At 59.2% G+C, this 26,305-nt stretch carries 22 protein-coding genes; 11 read left to right on the forward strand and 11 right to left on the reverse strand.

Annotated features, from left to right (window positions below):
- Positions 1-121 precede the first annotated feature (121 nt).
- The gene (gene murJ, locus VQ575_RS22640) at positions 122-1,660 is read right to left on the reverse strand and encodes a murein biosynthesis integral membrane protein MurJ (RefSeq protein WP_039593899.1); all 1,539 of its coding nucleotides are present in this window, start codon (positions 1,658-1,660) and stop codon (positions 122-124) included.
- Between the two features lie 254 nt (positions 1,661-1,914).
- On the opposite strand from murJ, the gene rpsT reads away from it, so the two are divergent.
- A complete protein-coding gene (gene rpsT, locus VQ575_RS22645; protein ID WP_020798646.1) occupies positions 1,915-2,193 on the forward strand; it encodes a 30S ribosomal protein S20 in 279 nt (92 codons plus the stop codon).
- A 118-nt stretch (positions 2,194-2,311) separates the two neighbouring features.
- Here the strand turns inward: rpsT and VQ575_RS22650 are convergent, their stop codons facing one another.
- The 5 genes from VQ575_RS22650 to rplU all read right to left on the reverse strand — a co-directional run bounded on the left by VQ575_RS22650 (position 2,312) and on the right by rplU (position 6,127).
- Positions 2,312-2,776: a CreA family protein gene (locus tag VQ575_RS22650; protein WP_039593900.1), complete on the reverse strand. Its 465-nt coding sequence runs from the start codon at positions 2,774-2,776 to the stop codon at positions 2,312-2,314.
- Positions 2,777-2,785: 9 nt separating this feature from the next.
- Positions 2,786-3,904: a glutamate 5-kinase gene (proB, locus tag VQ575_RS22655; RefSeq protein ID WP_039593901.1), complete on the reverse strand. Its 1,119-nt coding sequence runs from the start codon at positions 3,902-3,904 to the stop codon at positions 2,786-2,788.
- 201 nt (positions 3,905-4,105) lie between these two features.
- Entirely contained in the window at positions 4,106-5,329 is a 1,224-nt protein-coding gene (cgtA, locus tag VQ575_RS22660) for an Obg family GTPase CgtA (protein ID WP_039593902.1), read from the reverse strand.
- A 190-nt stretch (positions 5,330-5,519) separates the two neighbouring features.
- Positions 5,520-5,777 carry a 50S ribosomal protein L27 gene (gene rpmA, locus VQ575_RS22665; RefSeq protein WP_003176049.1) on the reverse strand — a complete coding sequence of 86 codons (258 nt, stop codon included), beginning with the start codon at positions 5,775-5,777 and terminating at the stop codon, positions 5,520-5,522.
- Between the two features lie 35 nt (positions 5,778-5,812).
- Positions 5,813-6,127: a 50S ribosomal protein L21 gene (gene rplU, locus VQ575_RS22670; RefSeq protein ID WP_003176051.1), complete on the reverse strand. Its 315-nt coding sequence runs from the start codon at positions 6,125-6,127 to the stop codon at positions 5,813-5,815.
- A 377-nt stretch (positions 6,128-6,504) separates the two neighbouring features.
- Between rplU and VQ575_RS22675 the strand changes: the two genes are divergently transcribed.
- The 3 genes from VQ575_RS22675 (at position 6,505) to VQ575_RS22685 (ending at position 8,409) form a co-directional block, all read left to right on the forward strand.
- Complete coding sequence (locus VQ575_RS22675; protein ID WP_325918450.1) at positions 6,505-7,473, forward strand: polyprenyl synthetase family protein; 969 nt, start codon at positions 6,505-6,507, stop codon at positions 7,471-7,473.
- A gap of 133 nt (positions 7,474-7,606) precedes the next feature.
- Entirely contained in the window at positions 7,607-7,948 is a 342-nt protein-coding gene (locus tag VQ575_RS22680; protein WP_039593904.1) for a zinc ribbon domain-containing protein YjdM, read from the forward strand.
- Between the two features lie 203 nt (positions 7,949-8,151).
- A complete protein-coding gene (locus tag VQ575_RS22685; protein WP_045156990.1) occupies positions 8,152-8,409 on the forward strand; it encodes a PA4570 family protein in 258 nt (85 codons plus the stop codon).
- Between the two features lie 88 nt (positions 8,410-8,497).
- Here the strand turns inward: VQ575_RS22685 and VQ575_RS22690 are convergent, their stop codons facing one another.
- The 4 genes from VQ575_RS22690 to VQ575_RS22705 all read right to left on the reverse strand — a co-directional run bounded on the left by VQ575_RS22690 (position 8,498) and on the right by VQ575_RS22705 (position 12,947).
- On the reverse strand, positions 8,498-9,115 hold the full coding sequence (locus tag VQ575_RS22690) for an FKBP-type peptidyl-prolyl cis-trans isomerase (RefSeq protein WP_003205746.1): 618 nt from the start codon (positions 9,113-9,115) through the stop codon (positions 8,498-8,500).
- Between the two features lie 200 nt (positions 9,116-9,315).
- Positions 9,316-9,804, reverse strand: a complete 489-nt coding sequence (locus VQ575_RS22695; RefSeq protein ID WP_039593906.1) for a TIGR00645 family protein — start codon at positions 9,802-9,804, stop codon at positions 9,316-9,318.
- A 108-nt stretch (positions 9,805-9,912) separates the two neighbouring features.
- Positions 9,913-10,254 (reverse strand): PA4575 family protein, encoded by a 342-nt coding sequence (locus VQ575_RS22700; protein ID WP_039593919.1) that lies wholly within the window; start codon positions 10,252-10,254, stop codon positions 9,913-9,915.
- 254 nt (positions 10,255-10,508) lie between these two features.
- Positions 10,509-12,947 carry a Lon protease family protein gene (locus VQ575_RS22705; protein WP_039593907.1) on the reverse strand — a complete coding sequence of 813 codons (2,439 nt, stop codon included), beginning with the start codon at positions 12,945-12,947 and terminating at the stop codon, positions 10,509-10,511.
- 274 nt (positions 12,948-13,221) lie between these two features.
- On the opposite strand from VQ575_RS22705, the gene VQ575_RS22710 reads away from it, so the two are divergent.
- From VQ575_RS22710 to lanM, 6 genes are all read left to right on the forward strand, one after another.
- The gene (locus VQ575_RS22710) at positions 13,222-13,710 is read left to right on the forward strand and encodes a DUF3015 domain-containing protein (protein WP_030140293.1); all 489 of its coding nucleotides are present in this window, start codon (positions 13,222-13,224) and stop codon (positions 13,708-13,710) included.
- Positions 13,711-13,798: 88 nt separating this feature from the next.
- Complete coding sequence (locus VQ575_RS22715) at positions 13,799-15,652, forward strand: Lnb N-terminal periplasmic domain-containing protein (protein WP_198727278.1); 1,854 nt, start codon at positions 13,799-13,801, stop codon at positions 15,650-15,652.
- Positions 15,653-15,738: 86 nt separating this feature from the next.
- Positions 15,739-16,095, forward strand: coding sequence for a hypothetical protein (locus VQ575_RS22720; protein WP_039593909.1), 357 nt, complete (start codon positions 15,739-15,741; stop codon positions 16,093-16,095).
- A 70-nt stretch (positions 16,096-16,165) separates the two neighbouring features.
- Positions 16,166-16,657, forward strand: coding sequence for a GreA/GreB family elongation factor (locus tag VQ575_RS22725; protein WP_045156992.1), 492 nt, complete (start codon positions 16,166-16,168; stop codon positions 16,655-16,657).
- Positions 16,658-16,980: 323 nt separating this feature from the next.
- Positions 16,981-17,124 (forward strand): hypothetical protein, encoded by a 144-nt coding sequence (locus VQ575_RS22730; RefSeq protein ID WP_196304808.1) that lies wholly within the window; start codon positions 16,981-16,983, stop codon positions 17,122-17,124.
- A gap of 225 nt (positions 17,125-17,349) precedes the next feature.
- The gene (gene lanM, locus VQ575_RS22735; RefSeq protein ID WP_325918452.1) at positions 17,350-20,433 is read left to right on the forward strand and encodes a type 2 lanthipeptide synthetase LanM; all 3,084 of its coding nucleotides are present in this window, start codon (positions 17,350-17,352) and stop codon (positions 20,431-20,433) included.
- A gap of 74 nt (positions 20,434-20,507) precedes the next feature.
- Here the strand turns inward: lanM and ettA are convergent, their stop codons facing one another.
- Positions 20,508-22,172, reverse strand: a complete 1,665-nt coding sequence (ettA, locus tag VQ575_RS22740; protein ID WP_039593912.1) for an energy-dependent translational throttle protein EttA — start codon at positions 22,170-22,172, stop codon at positions 20,508-20,510.
- A gap of 271 nt (positions 22,173-22,443) precedes the next feature.
- On the opposite strand from ettA, the gene VQ575_RS22745 reads away from it, so the two are divergent.
- Positions 22,444-26,292, forward strand: a complete 3,849-nt coding sequence (locus VQ575_RS22745) for a sensor domain-containing protein (protein ID WP_045156994.1) — start codon at positions 22,444-22,446, stop codon at positions 26,290-26,292.
- Positions 26,293-26,305: the final 13 nt, after the last annotated feature.

Below are 26,305 nucleotides of genomic sequence, written 5' to 3' on the forward strand. Positions count from 1 at the left end.
CTTGCTCATAAAGTGGCCGATTATAACCACACCCGGCGGTCGGTGACAGGCAACACCGTAACCCAAAGTGATCGAACCGACAAAACCGCCGTCGGGCCTGTGATCATGGATGAGCGCGCGCTCAGCTCAACGCCTTGCGGTTGAAGTCGCGCAAACGGAACCCCATCAGCAGCAGCATGCCGAAATATGCCACCACGCCCGCCACGACCAGCACGCCCAGGCGCAGGAAACGCTCAAGCATCTGCCCTTCGCCCCAAGCCGGCATGAAATGCATCCCCGCCAGCAACACCGCCGACATCACCGCCACGGCGACCAGCAGCTTGAAGCCGAACTTGCCCCAGCCCGGCAGTGGTTGATACATCTTCTGCTTGCGCAGCTGATAGAACAGCAGGCCGGCGTTGAGGCAGGCACCCGCGCTGATCGCCAGGGCCAGGCCGGCGTGGGCCAGGGGGCCGATAAGCAGCAGGTTGAACAGTTGCGTCATTACCAGGGTGAAGACCGCGATCTTCACCGGCGTGCGAATGTTCTGCTGGGCGTAGAAACCCGGCGCCAGGACCTTGATCACGATGATTCCGAGCAGTCCCACCGAATAGGCGATCAACGCTCGCTGGGTCATCAATGCGTCAAAGGCATTGAACTGACCGTATTGGAACAGCGAAACCGTCAGCGGCTCGGCGAGAATCCCCAGCGCCAAGGCACAAGGCAGGACCAGCACGAAGCACAGGCGCAGCCCCCAGTCGAGGATCCGCGAATACTCATGGCGATCCTGGCTGGCGTAGGTCTTGGCCAGGGTCGGCAGCAGGATCGTGCCCAGCGCCACGCCCAGTACGCCGGATGGCAATTCCATCAAGCGGTCGGCGTAATACATCCATGACACCGAACCGGCCACCAGGAACGAGGCAAATATGGTGTTGATGATCAGGGAAATCTGGCTCACCGAAACGCCGAGAATGGCTGGCAACATCTGTTTCATGACCCGCCACACGCCGCTGTCGCGCAAGTTCAGCCGCGGCAGCACCAGCATGCCGATCTTCTTGAGGTGCGGCAGTTGATACAGCAACTGCGCCAGGCCACCCACCAATACCGCCCAACCCAGGGCCATTACCGGCGGATCGAAGTACGGCGTCAGGAACAACGCAAACACGATCATGCTGACATTGAGCAGCGTCGGCACGAAGGCCGGCACGGAGAACCGGTTCCAGGTGTTGAGGATCGCCCCGGCCAGCGACGACAGGGATATCAGCAATATATAAGGAAAGGTCACCCGCAACAGATCGGAGGTGAGCTGGAATTTTTCCGGCGTATCGGTAAAGCCTGGCGCGGTGGCCCAGATCACCCAAGGTGCGGCAAGCATGCCGGCGGCCGTGACCAGCGCCAGCACCAGGGTCAGCAAACCCGTCACGTAGGCGATGAATGTGCGGGTCGCTTCGTCGCCCTTCTGGCTTTTATATTCCGCCAGGATCGGTACGAAGGCCTGGGAAAAGGCCCCTTCGGCAAAGATTCGCCGCAGCAGGTTGGGCAACTTGAACGCGATAAAGAAGGCGTCGGTGGCCATTCCGGCACCGAAGATCCGGGCAATCAGCGTATCGCGAACGAAACCCAGGATGCGGGAAAGCATCGTGATAGAGCTGACGGCAGCCAACGATTTGAGCAGGTTCATGAAAAGAGTTTTTGCCTGTCGATAAACAGCAGGCGAACAATGCGCCCACTTATGCGATACTCCGCGCCGCTAAACAGCACAGCGCCAAAGCCCGCGAGTTTACAGGTCGCACGCCGGAAAGAAATCATTCGGTGCGCCGCACCTGCCATTCAGCGGAACGTGTCACCCGCCCTTGACAAGACCTCAACTCATCGGCATGATTCGCGGCCTATTTTGTTTGCTATTTCCTAAAAAGTCTTTCGAGGAGCTCGACGGTGGCCAACTCACCTTCCGCCAAAAAACGTGCAAAACAGGCTGAGAAGCGTCGCAGCCACAACGCCAGCCTGCGTTCCATGGTCCGTACCTACATCAAAAACGTAGTCAAGGCCATCGACGCAAAAGACGCTGAAAAAGCACAAGCTGCTTACGTTCTGGCTGTGCCAGTTATCGACCGTATGGCCGATAAAGGCATCATCCACAAGAACAAGGCTGCTCGCCATAAGAGCCGCCTGAATGGCCACGTAAAGGCCTTGAACGTTGCCGCTGCTGCCTAAGCGACGCGCTCGTTAAAAAACCGACCTCAGGGTCGGTTTTTTATTGCCTGCGTTTTGTCCGCACATCGCAAAAAACTTTGGGAGCAAGCCTGCTCGCTTCCACAGTTTTTTGCGTAGGTTATTGAGCCCGTGCCCAAGGCAAGATCGGAATCGCCGTCACCGCATTCTGCGGACTGCCCTCGATCACGCGATCACTGTAGACCAGGTACACCAGCGTATTGCGCTTCTTGTCGAGGAAACGCACCACCTGCATGGTCTTGAACACCAGCGAAGTGCGCTCACGGAACACCTCTTCGCCGTCCTTGAGCTCGCCTTTGAAGCTGATCGGTCCAACCTGCCGACAGGCGATGGATGCTTCGGCACGATCCTCGGCCAGCCCGAGACCACCTTTCACCCCACCCGTCTTGGCTCGCGACAGGTAACAGGTCACGCCATCGACCTTGGGATCATCGAACGCCTCGACGACGATCCGGTCATTCGGCCCGACAAATTTGAAAACGGTCGATACCTGACCAATTTCCTCAGCCGAAGCCAGCAATGGCATCGCCAACAGCAAGCCGATCAATCCTTTTGCCAAACCCATGATTTTTCCTTAGACGAGGATCAGGTTGTCACGGTGAACCAGCTCAGGCTCCGCCATATAACCCAACAGACCGACAATCGCATCAGACGACTGACCGATGATTTTCTGTGCTTCCAGCGCACTGTAATTGGCCAGGCCACGGGCGATCTCACGACCGTCCGGCGCCACGCACACCACCATCTCACCCCGACGGAAACTGCCCTGGACCAGCTTCACCCCCACCGGCAGCAAGCTCTTGTTACCCTGCGACAAGGCCGACACCGCCCCGGCATCCAGCACCAACGTGCCACGGGTCTGCAGGTGCCCGGCCAGCCATTGCTTGCGCGCCGCCAGCATGCCGCGCTCAGGTGACAGCAAAGTACCGATACGCTCGCCGGCCTTCAGGCGATCAAGCACCCGCTCCAACCGGCCGCCCACGATGATCGTATGCGCCCCGGAACGAGCCGCCAGGCGCGCCGCGCGCAACTTGGTCTGCATGCCGCCACGCCCCAGCGCACCGCCGGTGCCACCCGCCACAGCATCCAGCGCCGGGTCGTCGGCACGGGCCTCGTAGATCAGCTTGGCATCGGGATTGTTGCGCGGGTCGGCATCGAACATGCCGTCCCGGTCGGTGAGGATCACCAGCAAGTCCGCCTCCACCAGGTTCGCCACCAACGCAGCCAGCGTGTCGTTGTCGCCAAAACGGATCTCGTCGGTGACCACCGTGTCGTTTTCATTGATCACCGGAATGACTTTCAGCTCCACCAGCGCCCGCAACGTACTGCGGGCATTGAGGTAGCGCTTGCGGTCGGACAGGTCGTCATGGGTCAGCAGGATCTGCGCGGTATGGCGACCATGCTCGGCGAAGCTCGATTCCCAAGCCTGCACCAAGCCCATCTGGCCGATGGCGGCGGCAGCCTGCAGCTCATGCATCGCGCTGGGTCGCGACGTCCAGCCCAGGCGACTCATGCCGGCGGCCACGGCCCCGGAAGAGACCAATACCAGCTCAACGCCAGCCTCATGCAAGGCCACCATCTGCTCGACCCACACCGCCATTGCCTGGCGATCCAGGCCTTTGCCATCCGCTGTCAGCAGTGCACTGCCGATCTTCACGACCCAGCGCTGCGCACCCGTCACCTTGCTCCGCATCATCTTCAACCTTTGCCAGCGAACGGCGCGACCCAGCGCCGCCCATGGGATTATTCGTATTTGCGTTTTACAGATACCAAAACGCCGCTCGATCGAGCGGCGCCTTGGAAACCGGCTGGCTGCGATGATAACACCGCGCTGAAACACTTGAACCTGTGGGAACGAGCCCGCGCCCACAGATCCGATTTCAACCGAGGAGCATCAGTCGCGGACGTAGATGATTTCCGGACCGTCTTCATCATCCACATCTTCTTCGTCCCAATCGTCGTCACCGATGTCATGGACCGACTTGACGCCACTGCGACGCAGGGCACGCTGGTCGTCCAGCGCCTGCAATTGGGCGCGAGCCTCGTCTTCGATGCGCTGGTCGAGCTCGGCCAACTCTTCCTTGTAGGCCGGATCGTTGGCCAGGCGGTCGGCGCGATCTTCCAGGTACCGCATGATGTCGTGGCAGAGGCGCTCGGTGTTTTCCTTGGCGATGGCCGAGATCACGTAGACCGGACCTTCCCACTCCAGGCGATCAACGATTTCCTTGACCCGCTCCTCGTGCTCTTCTTCGAGGATCTGGTCGCACTTGTTCAACACCAGCCAACGATCGCGCTCGGCCAGGGCCGGGCTGAACTTGGTCAGTTCGTTGACGATGACTTCGGCGGCATCGGCAGCACTGGTTTCATCCAGCGGCGCCATGTCGACGAGGTGCAGCAACAGACGGGTACGGGACAAGTGCTTGAGGAAACGAATCCCCAGGCCAGCACCCTCGGAAGCACCTTCGATCAGCCCCGGAATGTCGGCGATCACGAAGCTTTTCCAGCGATCGACACTGACCACGCCCAGGTTCGGCACCAGGGTAGTGAACGGGTAATCGGCCACTTTCGGCTTGGCCGCCGACACCGAGCGAATGAAGGTACTTTTACCGGCGTTCGGCAGACCCAACAGGCCCACATCGGCCAATACCTTCATTTCCAGTTTCAGGTCGCGCTGCTCGCCGGGCTTTCCTGGCGTGGTCTGGCGCGGCGCACGGTTGGTGCTGGATTTGAAACGGGTGTTACCCAGGCCGTGCCAACCGCCATGGGCCACCAGCAGACGCTGGCCGGCCTTTGTCAGGTCGCCGATCACTTCCTGAGTGGCGGAATCGATCACCGTGGTGCCGACCGGCACGCGCAGGATCAGGTCTTCACCCTTCTTGCCGGTGCAGTCGGTGCTGCCGCCGTTGGAGCCACGCTCGGCATCGAAGTGCCGGGTGTAACGGTAATCCACCAAGGTGTTGAGGTTTTCATCGGCGAGCATGTAGATCGAGCCGCCGTCGCCCCCGTCACCACCGTTCGGACCACCGTTTTCAATGAACTTTTCCCGACGGAAACTCATGCAACCATTGCCGCCGTCGCCAGCCTTTACTCGAATCGATACTTCATCAACAAACTTCATGACACACGCCTCTCGCCGTACGGACGAGCCGAAAAAAACAAGACATAAGACTCTTGCAAAAATGAGCGCAGCGACCTGAAAACACGCCCAACCGCAGCGCCGACAGCCCATACAAACAGTTTTGCAAGAGACTCACCCCACAAACGAAAAAGCCCCGTCGCAAGACAGGGCTTTTCCAGCGATCTCGCAATTAAGCTGCGACAACGCTCACGTAACGGCGGTTGAACGCGCCCTTTACTTCGAACTTGATCACGCCTTCGATTTTAGCGAAGAGGGTGTGATCCTTACCCATGCCAACACCGTAACCGGCGTGGAATTGGGTGCCGCGCTGACGCACGATGATGTTGCCCGGAATGATTTTCTGGCCGCCATACATCTTCACGCCAAGGCGTTTGGCTTCTGAGTCGCGACCGTTACGGGTACTACCACCAGCTTTTTTGTGTGCCATGAGTTCAATTCTCCTAGTGAGGAATTAGGCTGAAATTAAGCCTGAATACCGGTGATTTTGATCTCGGTGTACCACTGGCGGTGGCCCATGCGCTTCATGTGGTGCTTACGACGACGGAACTTGATGATGCGGACTTTATCGTGACGACCTTGGGAGATCACTTCAGCCACAACGGTAGCGCCAGCAACGACTGGAGCGCCGATATTCACGTCATCGCCATTGGCGACCAACAGAACGCGATCAAAAGTCACGGATTCGCCGGTAGCGATTTCCAGTTTTTCGATCTTCAGGTATTCACCTGGGGCGACCTTGTATTGCTTGCCACCAGTAACAATTACTGCGTACGACATGGTATTTCTCCGATAATCCTGCTCACCCAGCGCTTTATAGGAAGAGGTATTGGCTGGCATGGCTGCATGGGCTGGAAGGCCCGGATGCAATTGCGTAAGGCAGGTGCTGCCCAGGAAGTTCAGGGTGCGCGATTGTACGCAAGGCAACGGAGCCTTGCAAGTAGCCGCCAGACACTGTTAAAGCGTCGCGAGCGAAGGGAAGACAAGGAAAAAACAGGCGAGGAAGCGGAGTTTACAGGCTGTAAATGAGCATTCCGAGCCTGTTTTTGACGCAGGATTACCGAGCGCAGCAGCTTTAACAGGGTCTGGTCGCGCCTTGACACCTGCGGACGTGGGTCCTAGCATGCCGCGCAACCCTTCTGGAGCGCCTGTCGCTGATGCAACCCCAAGCTTTCTACCGCGCAGTGGCGGACGATTTTAGTGCCGTCGACGGCATCATCAAGAAGCAGCTGACTTCCCGAGTGCCGCTGGTATCGAAAATCGGCGATTACATCACGTCGGCCGGTGGCAAGCGCCTGCGTCCATTACTGGTGCTGCTGTGCGGCAAGGCCCTGGGCCGCGAAGGCGACGACATGCGCCTGCTGGCCGCCACCATCGAGTTCCTGCACACCGCGACCCTGCTGCACGACGACGTGGTCGACATGTCCGGCATGCGCCGTGGCCGCTCGACCGCCAACGCCATGTGGGGCAATGCCCCAAGCGTGCTGGTAGGCGATTTCCTGTATTCACGCTCGTTCGAAATGATGGTCGAGCTGGGCTCGATGCCAGTGATGAAAATCCTGTCCCAGGCCACGCGCATCATTGCCGAAGGCGAAGTATTGCAGCTGTCCAAGGTGCGCGACGCCAGCACGACGGAAGAAACCTACATGGAAGTCATCCGCGGCAAGACCGCGATGCTCTTCGAAGCCTCGACCCACAGCGCCGCGGCCCTGGCCGGCGCCACCGCCGAGCAGAGCGAAGCGCTGCGCACCTTCGGCGATCACCTGGGCGTCGCGTTCCAGTTGGTGGACGACCTGCTCGACTACAAGGGTGACGCCGAGACCCTGGGCAAGAATGTCGGTGACGACCTGGCCGAAGGCAAGCCGACCCTGCCGCTGATCTACACCATGCGCGAGGGCACGCCGGAACAGGCGGCGCTGGTCCGCCAGGCGATCCAGAAAGGCGGGATCGAAGACCTGGAAAGCATCCGTGTCGCAGTCGAAGCCTCCGGCTCGCTGGAGTACACCGCGAAACTGGCCCGTGACTACGTTGCCCGCGCGATCAAATGCCTCGATGCCCTGCCCGCCAGCGAATACCGCGACGCGCTGGTGGATCTGAGCGAGTTTGCGGTCGCCCGTACGCACTGATCCTGGCCGATCAAGGCGATCTTTTATGGCGAGGGAGCAAGCTTCCTCGCCACGGGACTGCGAACACCCATCTCAGCAACAAAACCCTATATAATGTGCGCCCTTTTGCCCTCCTGATACCCAAGGAACCCTAGTGAGCACGTTGCCTCCCTGCCCGAAATGCAATTCCGAATATACCTACGAAGACGGCACCCAACTGGTCTGCCCGGAGTGTGCCCACGAATGGTCCGCCAGCGGTGAAGTTGAAACGCCGTCCGACGACACCGTGAAGAAGGATTCGGTCGGCAACGTCCTGCAGGACGGCGACACCATCACCGTAATCAAGGACCTCAAGGTCAAGGGCACCTCGCTGGTGGTCAAGGTCGGCACCAAGGTCAAGAACATCCGCCTGTGCGACGGCGACCACGACATCGACTGCAAGATCGATGGCATCGGCCCGATGAAGCTCAAATCCGAGTTCGTCAGAAAAGTCTGAACCTGCTGTACTCCCATCCCGCGCCCCGCGTGGGATGGCGCTTTGCCCTCCCCGCGCCGCCCCCCTCTTGTGCAAGCACGCTCGCTCCAGCCCGCTTGAGCTATCACAACCCATCGTCAGAAAAACAATCGTTGCGCCAATAGAGACTTGCTATTTAGCGAATAAGAATTATTCTCATCGAACCCATCAAGGAGATGAGAACCATGACTTATTTGATCGATGCCTGGCTGGACCGCCCACATCCCTACCTGAGGATCCTGCATCGGGAAACCGGGGAAGTCTGTGCGGTGCTTGAAGAAGAAGCCTTGAGCGAGCTGCAGGACCAAGGAGACCTGGACCTCAGCAGCCTCAATTCCAGCGAGCCGCTGGTACTCAAGGAATTGGTGCGAAACCTGTTCCTGTTCTGTTATGCCCGGGCGTTGCGCCCAACGGGGGATTTCAGCGGCAGGTTCCAGGGATGAAACACTTAGCCCTGTGGGAGCGAGCAAGTCGGATTGCCGCACCATCGCTCCCACAGTTTCATGTCCGGCAATTAAACCGGGCAGGGCCTTACAGGACGTCCAACAACTCGACGTCAAACACCAGCACGCTGTGCGGTGGAATGCTGCCAACGCCTTGAGCGCCGTAGGCCAGTTCGCTCGGCACGTACAGGCGCCATTTGCTGCCGGCATTCATCAGTTGCAGTGCTTCGGTCCAGCCTGGGATAACGCCACCTACCGGGAATTCGGCTGGCTGGCCACGATCGTAGGAGCTGTCGAATACAGTGCCGTCGATCAGAGTGCCATGGTAATGGGTACGCACTTGGTCCTCACGGGTCGGCTTGGCGCCTTCACCCTGGGTCAGCACTTCGAATTGCAGGCCGGAAGCCAGGGTAGTGATGCCTTCACGCTTGGCGTTTTCAGCCAGGAACGCACGGCCTTCGCCAGCAGCGGCTTCAGCCTTGGCGGCCGCTTCGGCCTGCATGATTTCGCGGATGACTTTGAAGCTGGCGGACATCTCGTCCTGGCCCACGCGGCTCGGCTTGCCGGCGAACGCGTCGGTCAGGCCAGCCAGGATTGCGTCCAGGCTCACGCCCGGTGGCGGGTTGTCGCGCAGTTGGTCGCCCAACTGACGGCCAATGCCGTAGCTGACGCGGGTTTCGTCGGTGGACAGGTTAACTTCGGACATCATGCTGCTCCGCTGTGCGGACGGCCCTGAAAGTTGCCGTGCGTGACACAGCGCCTCCCGGAGCGCCCGGAACCAAAAGGGCAAGCAGACTAGCACAGATGCCATGGCGCGGACGAACCGCTCGCGCGCCCTCCCCTCTAAACGACAACGCCCGCCTGTCTCTCGACAGGCGGGCGCTGCTTCAGAATCGCGGCTGGATCTCAGTGCTTGGTCAGTTTGTCCAGGTAGCCCATGGCGAATGCCGACACCACGAACGTCATGTGGATGATCACGTACCACATCAGGTGGTCAGGATCGACGTTCTTGGCGTCCATGAAGATACGCAGCAAGTGGATCGAAGAAATGGCAACGATCGAGGCCGCGACCTTCATCTTCAGCGACGAAGAGTCCATCGTGCCCAGCCAGTTGAGTTTTTCCTTGTCGTCGCCGATGTCCAGTTGCGAGACGAAGTTCTCATAGCCGGAGATCATTACCATGACCAGCAAACCGCCCACCAGCGCCATGTCGATCAACGACAGCAGCACCAGGATCAGCTCGGACTCGGCCATGGAGAACACGTTGGGGATGACGTGAAATACTTCCTGGAAGAATTTCAGCGCCAGGGCCAGCAAGCCCAGCGATAGCCCAAAGTAGATCGGCGCCAGCAGCCAACGGGAGGCGTACATTGCATTTTCGATAAAGCGTTCCATTGAGTCTCACCAGGGGCTGAAAAAACGCGGCGAGTATATCAGCCAAGACCTGACCGACAAACGCCGGTCCGGCCCGCAGGTGACTGGCCGAGCGTGTTCGGAAACGACTCACTGAAGCGGACGAAACTCGAAACCGCCGACGTTGCGACAGCGACCACCGTTGATTTCCCGCAGTTGCGCCTGCATGTGCAGGGACCAGATCTGCGGATCGTCAGCCAGTTCATAACCATGGGTCGTCAGGTTCTGGACGATGGTGTCGAGAATGGTTTCTGCGGCGGTCGGCCCCGGAAACGGCCCTTGGGCCTTGATGGCGGAAGGTTGTTCACCGGCCATTCCGGCGGCGAAGAGTACGGTCCACATGCCCGTATCTCCAGCCAGCGGGCGGACAGCACATTCAATGCGGGTCACAAGGCCCAGGCATTGGCGAGTGAGGCAAAGGTTGCGCGACATGGCGGCGCCCCTCGGGTAGATCCGGTATTCAGCCCGTGAGCGGGCTGTTTCGATCCAATGATGGCTCTCGTTATCCTTGAACTGAGGATAGGAGAAAAGTTCCAGCAACGAAGGATTTCGAGACCAGAATACGCCGAGCGGTCACAGTGTGAATATTGACGCCAAACTGGTGACGCTTATGGGGAATCATCCACAACAATACGGTGGGAGCGAAGTTGCTCGCTACCACCGGTCTTGCGGCGGGCAGGAAAGCTTTACGCCGGCTTGGCCTCCACCAGCGCCTGCTGCGCCATTTCCTTTTCCGCTTCCTTGATATCTTCGTCGCTGATCATCTCCGCAATCACCCGCAACCGCTCCACTACGCGAGCGTTAACGCTGCCCTCAGGGAACTCGCCGTTCTCGTCCGGCTCACCGGCGGGTTCCCCCACCAGCAGGCTCAATGCCTCATCGGCCTGGCGCACGGCATAAACGTGAAACTGCCCGGCGCGCACGGCGGCCAGCACTTTTTCGTCGAGCATCAAGGTCGCGACGTTGGCCTGGGGAATGATCGCCCCCTGCTCGCCCGTCAGCCCACGGGCTTCGCAAAGGCGGAAGAACCCTTCGATCTTCTCGTTGACCCCGCCCACCGCCTGCACTTCACCGAACTGGTTGATCGAGCCGGTGATGGCGAAGCACTGCTTCAACGGAGTCTTCGACAAAGCTGAAATCAGCGTGCACGCCTCGCCGAGGGATGCGCTGTCGCCATCCACATAGCCGTAGGACTGCTCCAGGGCGATGCTTGCCGAGATCGCCAAGGGAAATTCCTGGGCGTAACGGCTGCCCAGGTACCCGGTAAGAATCATCACACCCTTGGAGTGGATCGGCTGGCCGAGGTTGACCTCCCGTTCGATGTCGACGATGCCGCTGCCGCCCGGGTACACCGTGGCGGAAATCCGCGCAGGCACGCCAAACGCCGAGTCGCCCACCTCAAGCACCGTGAGCCCGTTGCACTTGCCCACGGCCGCGCCATCGGTGTCGATGAGAATGATCCCCGCCAGCATGTCGTCGAGGATTCGTGCCGAAACGCGCCCGGTGCGGGTGGCCTTGGCCTTGAGGGCGCGCTCGATGTGGCCGGCGTCGGTCATTTCGTCGCCGGCCAGTTGGCGAATGAAATCCGCCTCGCTGACCAATTGGAACAGGTCGCCGATACGCGCCGACAGGCGCCCTTGGTGCTCGGCCAGGCGCGCGCTGTAGGTGGCCAGGCGCGCCACCGCATCGGCGGTCAGCGCAGCCATGCCCTCCTCCGAGGTACGGGTCTTGAGCAACTGGGCAAACTGCTCCAGGCTCTCGTCACCCATCGGGATGTCTTCGTCGAAATCCACCAGCACGCGAAACATTTCCTGGAAATCCGAATCCAGGTCCTGCAAGGCGTAATAGAGCTGGCGCGCGCCGATGATGACGACCTTGACCTGTAGCGGGATGTGCTGCGGTGTCAGGGTCACCGTCGCCAGGCGACCCAGCTCACCCAGCGGCGACTCCATTTTCAGCTTGCGCGATTGCAGGGCACGCTTGAGCGCATCCCACACGAACGGCTCGCCGAGCATTTTTTCCGCTTCAAGGATCAGGAACCCGCCGTTGGCACGGTGCAGGGCACCCGGACGCAACTGCCGATACGTGGTGTAGAGCGCGCCCTGGTCGGTGCTGTACTCGATGCGCCCGAACAGGTTGTCGTAGGTCGGATGCGGCTCGAACACCACCGGGGCGCCACCGCTCGCCGGATGGCCGACGACCAGGCTCGGCGCGTATTGCTCTTCCAGCAGCTTGCGGGCGACCGCGTCGGTCTTGCTGTCGTCGACCAACTGCTCGACCACGGTCTTGAGCAGATAGACCTGCATGGCTTGCAGATAACCGCACACGGCGGCGTTCTCGGCGTATTTCTCCGACAACGGCGCCAGCAAGGGCTGCAAGGCCAGGGTGATGGTTTCTTCGTTGAGGTGGCGCAGCTGATTGTTGGACTCGCGCTTCCACTGCGGCAAGCTGGCGAGTTCTTCATTCAAGCGCTCCTCCAGGCCGGAAATATCCTCATGGAATCGCTCGCGCTCGGCCTCCGGCAACTGGGCGAACTCCGCTTCGTCCAAGGCCTTGCCTTCGCTCATCGGTGTGAAGGCGATGTTGCTGCTGTCGCGGTACAGCGCGACGTCTTTTTCCAGCGCCAGGCGCTCGATCACATCGAGGGCGCGGTCGTAGCGCTGGTTGAAGGCGCGGTCGATGGCGCTCTTTTTCTGTTGGTAGGACGGATGTTCGAACACCGCCGGAAATGTCGCCAGCAAGTTGTCGATCAGGCCGTTGATATCGCCTATGAACGTGCCCGCCGTCCCGGAGGGCAGCTCCAGGGCGCGCGGCTCGCGTGGCTCGTCGAAGTTGTTGACATAGACCCAGTCCGCCGGGGTCTGCATGCGCTTGCCTTCGGCCTTGAGGTAGCGTTTGACGAACGAGAACCGGCCGGTGCCGGGCTCACCCATCACAAATACGTTGTAACCGGGGCGTGGCATCGCCACACCGAACTGCAATGCTTCGACCGCACGTTCCTGGCCAAGCACACCGCGGAAGGGCTCCAGATCATTAGTGGTAGAGAAGCTGAACTGTTCAGCGGAAAACGGACGGGTCAGCGCTTCGGGCGCTAGACGCAAGCTGGCAGCAACAGGATCAGGCATCGGGCTTCCTTACATCAGGCGGGGCAGATAGCGGCATTCTGGCGCTGCCCGTACCTGACTGGCAAGGAGCGCCTGAGACCAAAGCATAGTCGAGGGAAAAACCCTGGGCAGAGCCGCGCAAGCAATGGATTTGCCGTAATGTTTTTGCAAAATGTCACGGAACCCTCGGATCGTGCCTAAACTCCAAACTGCGCGGCTGGAACAATAACCGGCCCACTGGCTGCTGTAGGGGCCAGACCCTGTCCATTGGTATGCACATAAAGAGAACATAGCTATGAAACGGATTCTTCTCGGTACTCTCTTCACCGCTGTATCCATCAACGCCATGGCTCAGGCGCCGGGCGGCCCGGATTGCGGTTGGGGCAACATGCTGTTCGAAGGTCAGCGTGGCACCCCGGCTCACTTCCTCGCATCCACCACCAACGGCACTTCCGGCAACGCCACCTTCGGCATGACCTCCGGCACCAACGGCTGCTCGACCAACGCCGCGCTGACCTACGGCGGCAAATCCTGGCTGGCCATGAATGGCATGATGAACGAGCTGTCCGAAGACATGGCCAAGGGTCAGGGTGAAGCGCTGACCACCTACGCCGTGGTACTGGGTGTGGCGCCGGAAGATCGCGCACACTTCTCCGCAGTGACCCATGAGCACTTCCAGCAGATCTTCAGCAAAGCTGACGTGACTGCAGAAGACGTGCATACCAATACCCTGGCCGTGCTGAAAAACGACCCTCGCCTGGCCAAGTACGCGACTCAAGCTTAAGCTCGGCATCACTCGCTCCTTTCGGGGAGCGGGTTTTCTTTTTGGGGCCCTCTCGGTCTTTATTTTTCGACTTTCCAAGTAGCCGACTATGCTCAAACGCCTTGCCTGGCTGGCGCTCTGTGTGTGCGCCCCGCTATCCGCCGCGCCTCATATCGACCCTCAACGTTTGCAGCAACTGGCCAATGACCGCTTCTGGATTTCCCTGGGCCACTACGAAACCGCCAAGCTCGGCGGCTGGCGCAGCTACATCAGCGACAAGAAATTCTTCTTGGCACCCGACGGCAACCAGCATCCCGACCGCGAACTGACCGCCACGCTCCAAGCCTTGTACGGTCCGGCCAGCGCCGGCCAGCAACACGCGCAATGCGTATACCCGGCGCGAACCCGCTGGTTGAAGGCGCAGCTCGACCTGGCGGACCTGCCGACGGTCAATTGCAGCGATTACACGCAGTGGTTCAAGGACGTTTCGCCCCACAGCGCGGTGATGATTTTCCCCGCCGCGTACCTCAACAGCCCGTCCTCGATGTTCGGTCACACCCTGCTGCGCATCGACCAGGCCGATGTGCAAAGCGACAAGACCGCCCTGCTCAGCTACGCAATCAACTTCGGCGCCTACATCGAAGGTTCGGACAACAGCATCCTCTACGCCTGGAAAGGCCTGATGGGCGGCTATCCCGGCCTGTTCGCCCTGGTGCCCTATCAGGAAAAACTCTCCGAGTACCGTAGCCTCGAGAACCGCGACCTGTGGGAATACCGCCTCAACCTGAGCCAGGCGGAGACCGAACGCATGGTCGAGCATGTGTGGGAGCTCAAGCAGATCCAGTTCGACTACTTTTTCTTCGACGAAAACTGCTCCTATCGCTTGCTTGAATTGCTGCAAGTCGCGCGCCCCAGCCTGCGCCTGACCGAACAGTTCCCGCTGACCGCGATTCCCACCGACACCGTCAAGGCAGTGAAAGAAGCCGGACTGGTGGAAAGCATCCAGTACCGGCCGTCCCGTGAACGAGAGCTGCTCAGCCGCGCCGAGCCCTTGAGCGATGAGGAACAGCAGTGGGTGCTGAAAGTCAGCGCCGCCCAGCAACAATTGCAGACCCGGGAATTCAAGGCATTACCACGCGAGCGCCAGGCATTGATCATCGATGCCGCCTATCGTCTGGAGCGCTATCGCGCCAATGGCCAGGAGCGCGATCCACAGCGGGCCCAGCGCAGTTTCGAATTGCTGCGGGCAATCAACCAGAACCCCGCGCCGGAACTCGACATCCCACAACCGGGCCTGCCGGAAGACGGCCATGAGTCGCGCACCTGGCAGGCCGGCCTGGGCACACGGGGCGACCGCGCATTTGGTGAGTACGGCCTGCGCATGGCCTATCACGACCTCAACGACAATGCCGAAAGCTTCCCGCTGGGGGCGCAGATTGAAATCCTCCAGTTGAAGCTGCGCCAATACGAAGGCAACGACTGGCAAGTGCAACAACTGGACTTGGCGACCATCCGTTCCCTGACCCCGCGCAACGAGCTGCTGCAACCGCTTTCCTGGCAGGTCACCGGCGGCCTGGAGCGGGTGCCGGGCAAACACGACGATGAAACCTTGGTCAGCCACGTCAATGGCGGCGCGGGTGGCACTTGGGCGCTGGGCGAAGATGTGCTGGGCTTTGCCTTGGGTACGGTGCGAGTCGAGCACAACAATGACTTCGCCCAATTCATCGCCCCGGCTGCCGGGTTCAACAGCGGTGTGCTGTGGAAAAACCCGCTGGGCAACCTGAGCCTGGAAGCCAAGGGCGATTATTTCGTCAACGGCGAAGTGCGCCGTAGCGTGAGCCTCAACCAGCAGTGGGAACTGTCCCGCAACCTCGGCCTGCGCCTGAGCGCCCAGCGCGAGTTCAGCCAATTGGCCTCGCCGGAGAATGAGGTGATGCTTGAAGTGAAGTGGTATCACTACTGAACGGATTGATCACCGCGCTTTCACGCCTTTCTGACGAATCCACTTCTAGACTTCTGTCATGAGTGGATCGGTCGGGATGACAGCACATGTGGCGTGCGACGGTGGTACTGGGTGTGTTGATGTTGCTCGGCGGCTGCGAAACTACCCGCGAGGACTTGATCGCCCGAGGTTTTCCGCCTGCCTTTGCAGACGGTTTCGATGATGGTTGCAGCAGTGGCCGACAAGCAGCCGGGGCGATTACCGGCCAGTTCAGGAAAGATGTGCCACGTTACCTCAAGGACGCACATTACGCCGAAGGCTGGAGCGACGGTTTTCGCCAGTGCCAGGCCATGCGCGAGAGTGAAGAGCGTAACGACTACCGCGAACGCCACTGGGACGATCGTGAACGTGCATGGCAACAAGAGAAAGATCGCGACGCCGCCCGGGCTTATCGCTCGCAGTGAGTCGCTCTGAGACATTCGTCGAAACCAAAACCTTGCGACCATGGCCCAAACTCCAACAGAGGAGAAACCTATGAGTCGCGCTTTCGTTAACGAAGACAACGCCGCCGCCCAGGCCGATCAACCGGTCGAACGCCAGATCAGCGCGCAACCCAACTACGTCACGCCGACAGGGCTTGCTCAATTGCAGGCACGGGTCGCCGAGTTGCAGCAATTGCATAGCCAACAGACTGCCCAGGGCGAGCGGGCGGACAAGCAGCGTATCGCGGACATCGAAAGAGATCTGCGGTACTTCAACCGACGCTTGCAAAGCGCCCAGGTTGTTACAGCGAATGCTACAGATCAGGTGCGGATCGGGCATTGGGTAACCTTTGCCGATGAGCACGGTCAGGCGCAGCGCGTGCAATTGGTGGGGGAAGACCAGGCCGATGCGGCCGGAGGATTGATCAATTGGGGCTCGCCGCTGGGCCGGGCTTTACTGGGGGCCAAGGTAGGGGATGAAGTAACCTGGCAGCGACCAGCCGGCCATCTCATCATTGAAGTTATCGAAATAAACGCTGGCTGACCACGACCAACTAAACCCCACTACATACTTATAGCAACACACGACAAGTTTGTAGCAAAACACAACTGCAACATCAGGCCACAACAACAAGTTTCTACCCACCGAGTGCCATGTTATGGTTTGCCTCGCCTCTATCGGCGCACCAGAACAATCAAAGGATACTTATATGATCAGCCATCAACTGCTGGAAATGTCTGGAAATTTCGATATCGACTTCAAGGCATACCATCAAACAAAAGATTCCCACATCAACGTAAAATCCTTCACCTTTCACTGCCACTAATCCGCACCCAGTGCGTGACACCAGCCATAGGAATTACATAATGAACGAACAGATTCTTGCCATGTCCGGCGATTTCGAAAGCGATCTGAAGTCCTTTCAAGATCTTGGCAACTCAAGTACCGCATCAGCAGCACTGACTATTGTCGAGTGCGGCACCATACAATGCACCGCCATTCTGTGCTGAGTCCAGCCCTGCGCAACAGACCAGCATTACAGGGGGCAGCCCCTCTTTCTCCCTGAGCAACTTTACACGCTCCGGTTCGTATGTCTTCTGGTGCCCGAAGATCGCGAGACACTGCATTGGTTCTACCAAGTCATTTGGATGTTAATCCGACCGACAGCTAGAACCTGCAATAGCTAGAAATATAGAGCAGGCATCGCCTGCTCTATCCAGATCAGGAACCACGGCATGCTTGTCAATGCGTTGAAGCTGGATCAGCGAGGGGGATATCGATTCTCTTCCAAAAGTAACATCGCCCTGTTTGAAAACAATTTATCTCGCCTGCACGATGACGACCAGCCCTTGCTGGAGCACTTCGGGACCGGCAGGAAACAATTGATTTCGTATATCAATGAACCCGTCAATCAGCAGCCTTTGCCTGTTGATGGCGAAACCGCCCTGAATCTACTTAGGGAAAAAATCGCTCGGTTCGAGCGCCTGTCTATCGAAACGACAATTTGCTCGAGCGATAAGGAAAACTTTCATTGGTTTAGCCAACGTTTTTTCCTTTACTTCATTGAAACCTTCAAGGCGGATGGGCGCTACTCGCGCGCCTCGACGTATATTGACGAATCCAGCTTTTTCACGGGCCTCGAACTTTACGTCGTGACCCGAATAGCGCGCCTGTCAGAACAAAGCCTGGTTCATTACTTGAATACGCGCATTGCGGAAGGCGACAACATAGACCTGGACAGTTTGAATGAACAGCTACGCGCATCACCACTAAAAGGGTTCTTCGAGACCTATCCGGTACTGGCGACCCTGCTGTTTGATCTGCTGGAAGATGCCCATGATTACGTTTACAAGGTCATTCTCGACTTCGCAGTCGATATCCATTCACTGGAAACTGAATTCTCTGTTACTTCCCGGCAAATCAATGCCATTGAACTTGGCCTAGGGGATCCCCATGGCCGCGGCGAAACGGTTTGCCAAATTTATATTGGCGCGACGACCTTGGTTTATAAGCCGAGGGCAAGTCGTGAGGCATTGTTTTTCAATCGCCTTCTTGAACGGTTGCACGAATCGACAGGCGCCGATTGTTTTTTTATCCAATCGCCACGGACCCTCAGCCGCGAACGGCATAGCTGGATTGAAACAATCGATCATCTACCCTGCGACAACGCAGCGGACGTTGAATTGTTTTACAAGAAAATGGGCGCACAGATAGCCGTTATCCACGCATTGAACGGCATCGACTTCCACTTTGAAAACATCATTGCCTGTAAAAGCAACCCGGTCATGGTTGACCTTGAGTGCCTGTTCACTGCGTCCACCAGTAACTTGTTCACTGGATTACCCGCTGGCTGTGCATTGTCCAATAGTTTCAACGTGATCCAACAATCGGTCTGTTCAAGCGGCTTTGTGCCCTTTTCACAGAACTCCAATAACGACCAGAGCGGGCTGACTCGACAAGCACTCTTCATTTCAACCCGTCAATCCCTCGTTTTCGAAAAGGGCTTTTACCACCTGCGCAAGGTCGAATTCGAGCACCAGCCGACACAGAAACATTTGCCACTGTTGCAGGGTGAACGCAAGGGGCCCGAAACGTACAGGGCACAACTGCTCCAAGGTTTCGACTATGCCTATGGCGAGCTGATGAATCATCGGCAAACGATCATGCAGATGCTCGAACTATCCGCTGGCGAACTGTCTACCCGCGTATTGCTCAAGAACTCTCAACGCTACGCTGATTTCATCAAGCTGCTGCGCCATCCACGCTTTACGCAAAACATGCTCGACAGGGAGCTTCTGCTCGCAACCCTGTGGAAGGATTCGAAAGAGCCCCTTCGGGAAAAAGCCATCCCGCGGTATGAAATAGCCGACCTGCACCGGTCCTGCATCCCATGTTTCACCATGCCACTAACTGCCGATCATTTTACGAGTGCACAGGGTCAAGAAATAAAGATGGCTGGCGTCGAGCCACCTATAAAAAGCTGTCTGCGGAAAATATCCAACCTCTCCCGCACGGACTGGGCACTGCAACGCACGCTGATCGAGATCAGTCTATTTCCTGAAGCCCTTGGACATCCGCCTTCCCGGGTTACCGCGACGTGTGCGGACCCTGAAAAGTCGCCCCGGCCGGACCGACTCGACGCGATATCGAGCATCAGCTCCCGCCTCGAAGAACTTGCCCTCAAGGGAACGGCAATGGACGTCAGCTGGTTGGCTTTTCATACCCACCCGACGACTCACCGGCAATACCCTTTGCCGATGGAACACGGGTTGTACTCCGGTATCGCCGGGATTGGGTTGTTTTATCTGAGCCTGTTCAAGGTAAGCGGCAAACCGCACTGGTTGTCGCTCTTGGATGAAGTTTTGAACTCACTGGAGCAACATTTTGGCTTCTTCAGCGCGGACCTGACCGTCAGCGCCTATCATGGCCTGGGAGCTTATCTCTATCTGCTGATCAATCGTCGGCAGATAACGAGCGAGCCAAAACACGATAAGGAAATTGCCGAGCTGCTGGCCCGACTGATGGAAGTGCCGCCGGACAATTACGATTTCGACTTTCTGGGCGGTTGTTGTGGTGCGATAACGCTGCTCGCCAATGTCCATGCATTATCGAGTCAGGCGGATGTCAGGCCTGCCATCCGGCGCATGGTCGACTACATCAAGGACCAATTGCTGATTGAAGACGGCCAACTTCTGCGACGCGATGACCGCTCCGTGATTCTGACCGGCCTGTCCCACGGCCTTTCAGGTGTCATTCATGCCTTGTGCAAAGCCTATGACGCGACCGGCGATAAGACGCTAGTGCCTTTGGCTATCCAAGTGCTGGCGGGGGAAAACCGCTTGAGTCGAGACGGTTTCTGGCTCGACCTGAGAAACCAGGGGCCCGTGGACCATGCCTCCAAATGGTGCCACGGAGACGGTGGCATCCTCATCGCCAGGCAACAGCTCATGAAGTCGATGGGCGACGCCTTGGACGAAACGACCCGGCAGACGGTGCTCGACGACATCCAGCGCTGCGAGAACAATCTATGGCAGCACGGCTTCGGCGGGGGCTATAGCTTGTGCCATGGCGATTTCGGCAATCTGATCTGCCTGTATGAATGGTATCGGCATTCGGACAATCCCGAGGGCATCGCCAGGGTTAGACAAGCTCTTGGAGAGGTCGCACGGCAGTTATTCGAAGGCCCGTTTCTCGATCGCGATAGAGTGCCCGACGTCAGCCTGTTGACTGGCATTACGGGCGCAGGCTATGCCTTGCTGTATGAGATAGATCCAACGATTCCCAACATCCTCTCGCTCGATTTCGCGATGTCAGCCTGAGCGAACCAACCGTGGGTTGTGCCCATGAAAAACGGAGCCCGATGATGGCTCCGTTTTTCATGCAACCGACCGAATCAGGCCAGTTTCTTGTGCCGTACGCGATGCGGCTGGGCAGCGGCTTCGCCGAGGCGTTTCTTGCGATCGGCTTCATACTCGGTGTAGTTGCCTTCGAAGAACACCGCTTGCGAGTCGTCTTCATACGCCAGGATGTGAGTCGCCACACGGTCGAGGAACCACCGATCGTGGGAGATCACAATGGCGGCGCCCGGGAAGTCCAGCAAGGCTTCTTCCAGGGAACGCAGGGTTTCGACGTCGAGGTCGTTGGACGGTTCGTCGAGCAGCAGGACGTTGCCGCCCTCCTTCAAGGTCAACGCCAGGTGCAAGCGACCGCGCTCACCACCGGACAAGTCCTTGACGAACTTCTGTTGGTCGCCGCCCTTGAAGTTGAAGCGACCGACATAAGTGCGCGACGGGATTTCATAGTTGCCGATGCGGATCTGGTCGGAACCGTCGGAGATCTGCTGGAACACGGTCTTGCTGCCGTCCAGGTCCTCGCGGCTCTGGTCGACGCAGGCCAACTGCACGGTTTCGCCGATCTCGATGGTGCCCGAATCCGGCGTTTCCTTGCCCATCAGCATGCGGAACAGCGTGGATTTACCCGCGCCGTTACCACCGATCACACCGACGATGGCGCCTTTTGGCATGGCGAACGACAGGTTGTCGATCAACACGCGGTCGCCATAACCCTTGGTGACGTTCTTGAACTCGATGACCTTGTCACCCAGGCGCGGGCCGGCCGGAATGTAGATCTCGTTGGTTTCGCTGCGCTTCTGGAATTCCTGGGATTGCATTTCCTCGAAGCGTTGCAGACGTGCCTTGGATTTGGACTGGCGGGCCTTGGCGCCTTTGCGCACCCACTCCAGCTCTTCCTTCATGGCTTTTTCATGGGCCGACTGCTGCTTGGATTCCTGGGCCAGACGATCGGACTTGGCTTCCAGCCAACCCGAATAGTTGCCTTCGTACGGAATGCCCGCGCCGCGGTCGAGTTCCAGGATCCAGCCGGCGACGTTGTCCAGGAAGTAACGGTCGTGCGTGATCGCAACCACGGTGCCTGGGAAGTCGTGCAGGAAATGTTCGAGCCAGGCGACGGAATCGGCGTCCAGGTGGTTGGTCGGTTCGTCGAGCAGCAACATGTCCGGGGCCGACAGCAGCAGGCGGCACAGGGCCACGCGGCGCTTCTCGCCACCAGAGAGGTGTTCGACCTTCGCGTCCCAGGCCGGCAGGCGCAGCGCATCGGCGGCCACTTCCAGCTGACGGTCCAGGTTATGGCCGTCGCTGGCCTGCAGGATCGCTTCGAGCTTGGCTTGTTCGGCGGCCAGCTTGTCGAAGTCGGCGTCCGGGTCGGCGTAGGCGGCATAGACCTCGTCCAGGCGCGCCTGGGCGTCCTTGATGACGCTGACCGCTTCCTCGACCACCTCACGGACGGTCTTGGTCGGGTCCAGCTGGGGCTCTTGCGGCAGGTAACCGATGTTCAGGTCCGGCATCGGCCGGGCTTCGCCGTCGAATTCGTTATCGACGCCGGCCATGATTTTCAGCAGCGTGGACTTACCCGAGCCGTTGAGGCCCAGTACGCCGATCTTGGCGCCGGGAAAGAAGGACAGAGAAATGTTTTTCAGGATTTCCCGCTTCGGCGGAACAACTTTGCTCAGCCGATGCATGGTGAAGACGTATTGAGCCATGGTGAACCTAGCGTCAGTGACAGGTGAAAAGAACGAGCCAGGCCATGCGCGGCGCGGGCAGTTGATGATTATCAATGCCTGCGGGCCGATAGAGCCTGGGAATCTGGAGCTGGAACGCTCTTGTTTGACCGGCAAAGCTACCTCAACCGTCGGTCAAGGTCCAGCCGCCAAGGGCTGGCACTTTGCCACAAGTCAAGGCATGCTAGCCGCCCTTCGGGCGTCCGGCTTATAGTGCACGTCGCGCCAGTCCAGCAAACCGCAGGATTACAGCTTGTCCAACGTCACTTCGCCACCGTCCCCAAGCGCGCCCGTCGCTGTGCCTGGCTTGCCCCTGCGCGGGACATTGAAGGGCGCGCTGGCCTCGCTGGTGCTGTTATTGCTGGGATTACTCTTCTGGCAATTGCTCGACCAGTTGCGCGAAACCCAGCAGCAGCAACGCCAATACACCATCGACTACACCGCCGACCTCGCCGCGCAAGTCAGCCTGAACATGGCCCTGAATGCGCAAATAGCCCTTAACCTGCTACCGATCGTCGAACAACCGCAAAGCGCCGACGAACAGCAGGCCCTGTTGCGCAAGCTCCAGCAATCATTGCCCGAACTGCGCAGCCTGGCGCTGTTGAGCCCCTCCGGCCGAGTGCTCAGTGACAGTGACGCAGGTAGCCACGACGCCGACTACCTGGTCGAACTGGTGCGACGCAGTCACGCCCAGGCGCACTATTTCAGCAACGCCGAGGATGGTTCCGTGGTGCACCTGCTGTTGCACCAGGCCAGCGGCAGCTCTCGCGGATACTGGGCCCTGCGCCTGACACCCAGTTTCTTTTCGACCTTGACCAAGCAAGCCGATACGGGCCTGCGGCCTCTCTGGCTGGTGGAGAACCGTCTCAACCAGCAAATCATCAGCCGCGATGAAAGCCTGCCCGCGCTCACCCCGACCCAACTGACCCCGCAAGACCTGAGCAACACCGTATTGACCGTGCCCCTGAGCAGTAGCGACTGGCAACTGCGCGGGTTATTCGACCGACGCCAGGTGCTTGAGCAACTGCTCCCTGCCTTCATCGGCAAATGCCTGCTGGGGCTGGCGTTTTCGCTGTTGCCGGTGATTGCGCTGCTGAACATGCGCCGACGCCAGCGGCAGTTGCACGAAGGACGCCGTCGCTACCAGGACATCTTCGAAGGCACCGGCGTGGCGCTTTGCGTGCTTGACCTTTCCGGCCTCAAGGCATTCTTTGCCAGAGCCGGATTGCACAGCGGCGACCAATTGCGTGCCTGGCTGGAGGTCCCGCAACAGCTCGAACAGTTGCAGCAGCAAGTCCACGTCACCGAAGTCAACCAGATGGCGTTGAAGCTGCTCAATGTCGATTCGTGCGAGCAAGCCTGGCAATTGCTCGTTGGCAATGCGGCAAAGGACAACAACCCGGTCGGTTCGAAACTGATCGAAGCGCTGCTCGATTCGCATAAACAGCTGGAACTGGAAATCAGGATCCAGGACGCCCATGGCCGAGACCAGCACTTGTGGCTGGTCTTGCGCCTGCCGGAGACGCAGCACGACTATAACGCCGTCATCCTCAGCATCAGCGATATCACCAGCCGCAAGCTGATCGAACTGTCTTTGCTCGAGCGCGAAGGGTTCTGGTCCGATGTGGTGCGTACCGTTCCGGATCATCTTTATGTGCAGGATGTGATCAGCCAGCGGATGATCTTCAGCAACCACCACCTGGGCCAGACGCTCGGTTATGACCGTACCGAACTGCACCAGATGGGCGAGTATTTCTGGGAAATCCTGCTGCACAGCGACGATGCCGATCACTATCACACGCTGCGCCAGGAACAACGACGCGGCGGCTATACACAGTTGCTGCAATGCCAGTTGCGCTTTCGCCATCGCAACGGCAAATGGCGCCGTTTCGAAGTCCGTGAACAGGCGCTGGCCCGTGACCGTCATGACCAGGTGACGCGGATCATCGGCGTGGCCAAGGACGTCACCGAGCAGATCGAAGCCAGCGAATCGCTGCGCGACAGCGAACAACGCTACCGGATGCTCGCCGAGAGTATCAGTGACGTGATTTTCTCGACCGACAGCAAGCTTTCGCTCAACTATGTCAGCCCGTCCGTCCAAGCGGTGCTGGGCTACACCGCCGACTCGATCTTCCAGAACGGCTGGCAGTCAACCATCGCCAATCCACAGCAACTGACCGGCATCTACAGCCTGATGGACCGGCTCAGCAAGGCTCTCGACAAGCCCGAGCAACTGACCGAGCTGCGCAACCAGATGCAGACCCAGTTGTTCTTGTTCGATTGCCTGCGCGCCGATGGACGCAAGATCCCGATCGAGCTGCGGCTAGTGCTGGTGTGGGACGACAACGGTGCGTTCGAAGGCGTGCTCGGCGTCGGTCGCGACATCAGCCAGCAGCGTCGCGCCGAAAAGGACTTGCGCATGGCCGCCACGGTATTCGAGCACTCGACCTCGGCGATCCTGATCACCGACCCGGCCGGCTACATTGTCCAGGCTAACGAAGCGTTCAGTCGCGTCAGCGGTTATGCCGTCTCGCAGGTACTGGACCAGTTGCCCAACATGCTGACCGTTGACGACCAGCAGGAAGCGCACCTGCGCTATGTGCTCAAGCAACTGGAACAGCACAGCACCTGGGAAGGCGAAGTCTGGCTCAAGCGCCGCAACGGCGAACACTACCCGGCCTGGGTCGGCATCACGGCGGTGCTCGACGACGAAGGCGACCTGGCCAGCTATGTGTGTTTCTTCAGCGATATCAGCGAACGCAAGGCCAGCGAGCAGCGCATCCATCGCCTGGCCTACTACGACGCCCTGACCCACCTGCCCAACCGCACGCTGTTCCAGGACCGCCTGCACACTGCGCTGCAATCGGCCGAGCGGCAGAAGAGTTGGGTAGTGCTGATGTTCCTCGATCTGGACCGCTTCAAGCCGATCAATGACTCACTTGGCCATGCGGCCGGTGACCGGATGCTCAAGGAAATGGCCACGCGCCTGCTCGGCTGTGTCGCCGACGACGACACCGTGGCGCGCATGGGCGGCGACGAATTCACCCTGCTGCTGCAACCGCGTGCCAGCCGCGAAATGGCACTGAACCGGGCGATCACGGTGGCCGAGCAGATCCTTGCGAGCCTGGTCCGGCCATTCGTGCTCGAAGGCCGCGAGTTTTTTGTCACCGCCAGTATCGGCATCGCCCTGAGCCCCCAGGATGGCAATGAACTCAGCCAATTGATGAAGAACGCCGACACGGCCATGTATCACGCCAAGGAACGCGGCAAGAACAACTTCCAGTTCTACCAGGCCGACATGAACGCCAGCGCCCTGGAGCGCCTGGAACTGGAAAGCGACCTGCGCCATGCCCTGGAGCAAAATGAGTTCGTGCTGTATTACCAACCGCAATTCAGCGGCGACGGCAAACGCTTGACCGGTGCCGAAGCCCTGCTGCGCTGGCGCCATCCACGACGCGGTTTGGTGCCGCCGGGGGATTTCATCCCGGTGCTCGAAGAACTCGGGCTGGTGGTGGACGTCGGCGACTGGGTCATCAGCGAAGCCTGTCGACAACTCAGGACCTGGCACCAGACCAAGGTCCGGGTGCCGAAGGTCTCGGTCAATATTTCCGCCCGGCAATTCTCGGACGGCCAGTTGGGCACGCGCATCGCCAATATCCTGCGCAGCACCGGCCTGCCGCCGGCATGCCTGGAGCTTGAACTGACGGAAAGTATCCTGATGCGCGAGGTCAGCGAAGCGATGCAGATCCTCGCCGGTTTGAAGAACCTGGGCTTGAGCATTGCCGTCGATGACTTCGGCACCGGTTATTCATCGCTCAACTACCTCAAGCAATTTCCCATCGACGTCTTGAAGATCGACCGCACCTTCGTCGACGGCCTACCGTCCGGCGAGCAGGACGCGCAGATCGCCCGAGCGATCATCGCCATGGCCCACAGCCTCAACCTGGCGGTGATCGCCGAGGGCGTCGAGACCCACGAGCAACTGGACTTCCTGCGCGAACATGGCTGCGACGAAGTCCAGGGCTACCTGTTTGGCCGGCCGATGCCGGCGAATCGGTTTGAAGCGCAGTTCAGCAATGATGCGTTGTTCATGCTCGACTGAAATTCCGAGGCGC

The sequence above is a fragment of the Pseudomonas frederiksbergensis genome (genome assembly GCF_035751725.1).
Classification (GTDB): Bacteria; Pseudomonadota; Gammaproteobacteria; order Pseudomonadales; family Pseudomonadaceae; genus Aquipseudomonas; species Aquipseudomonas frederiksbergensis_A.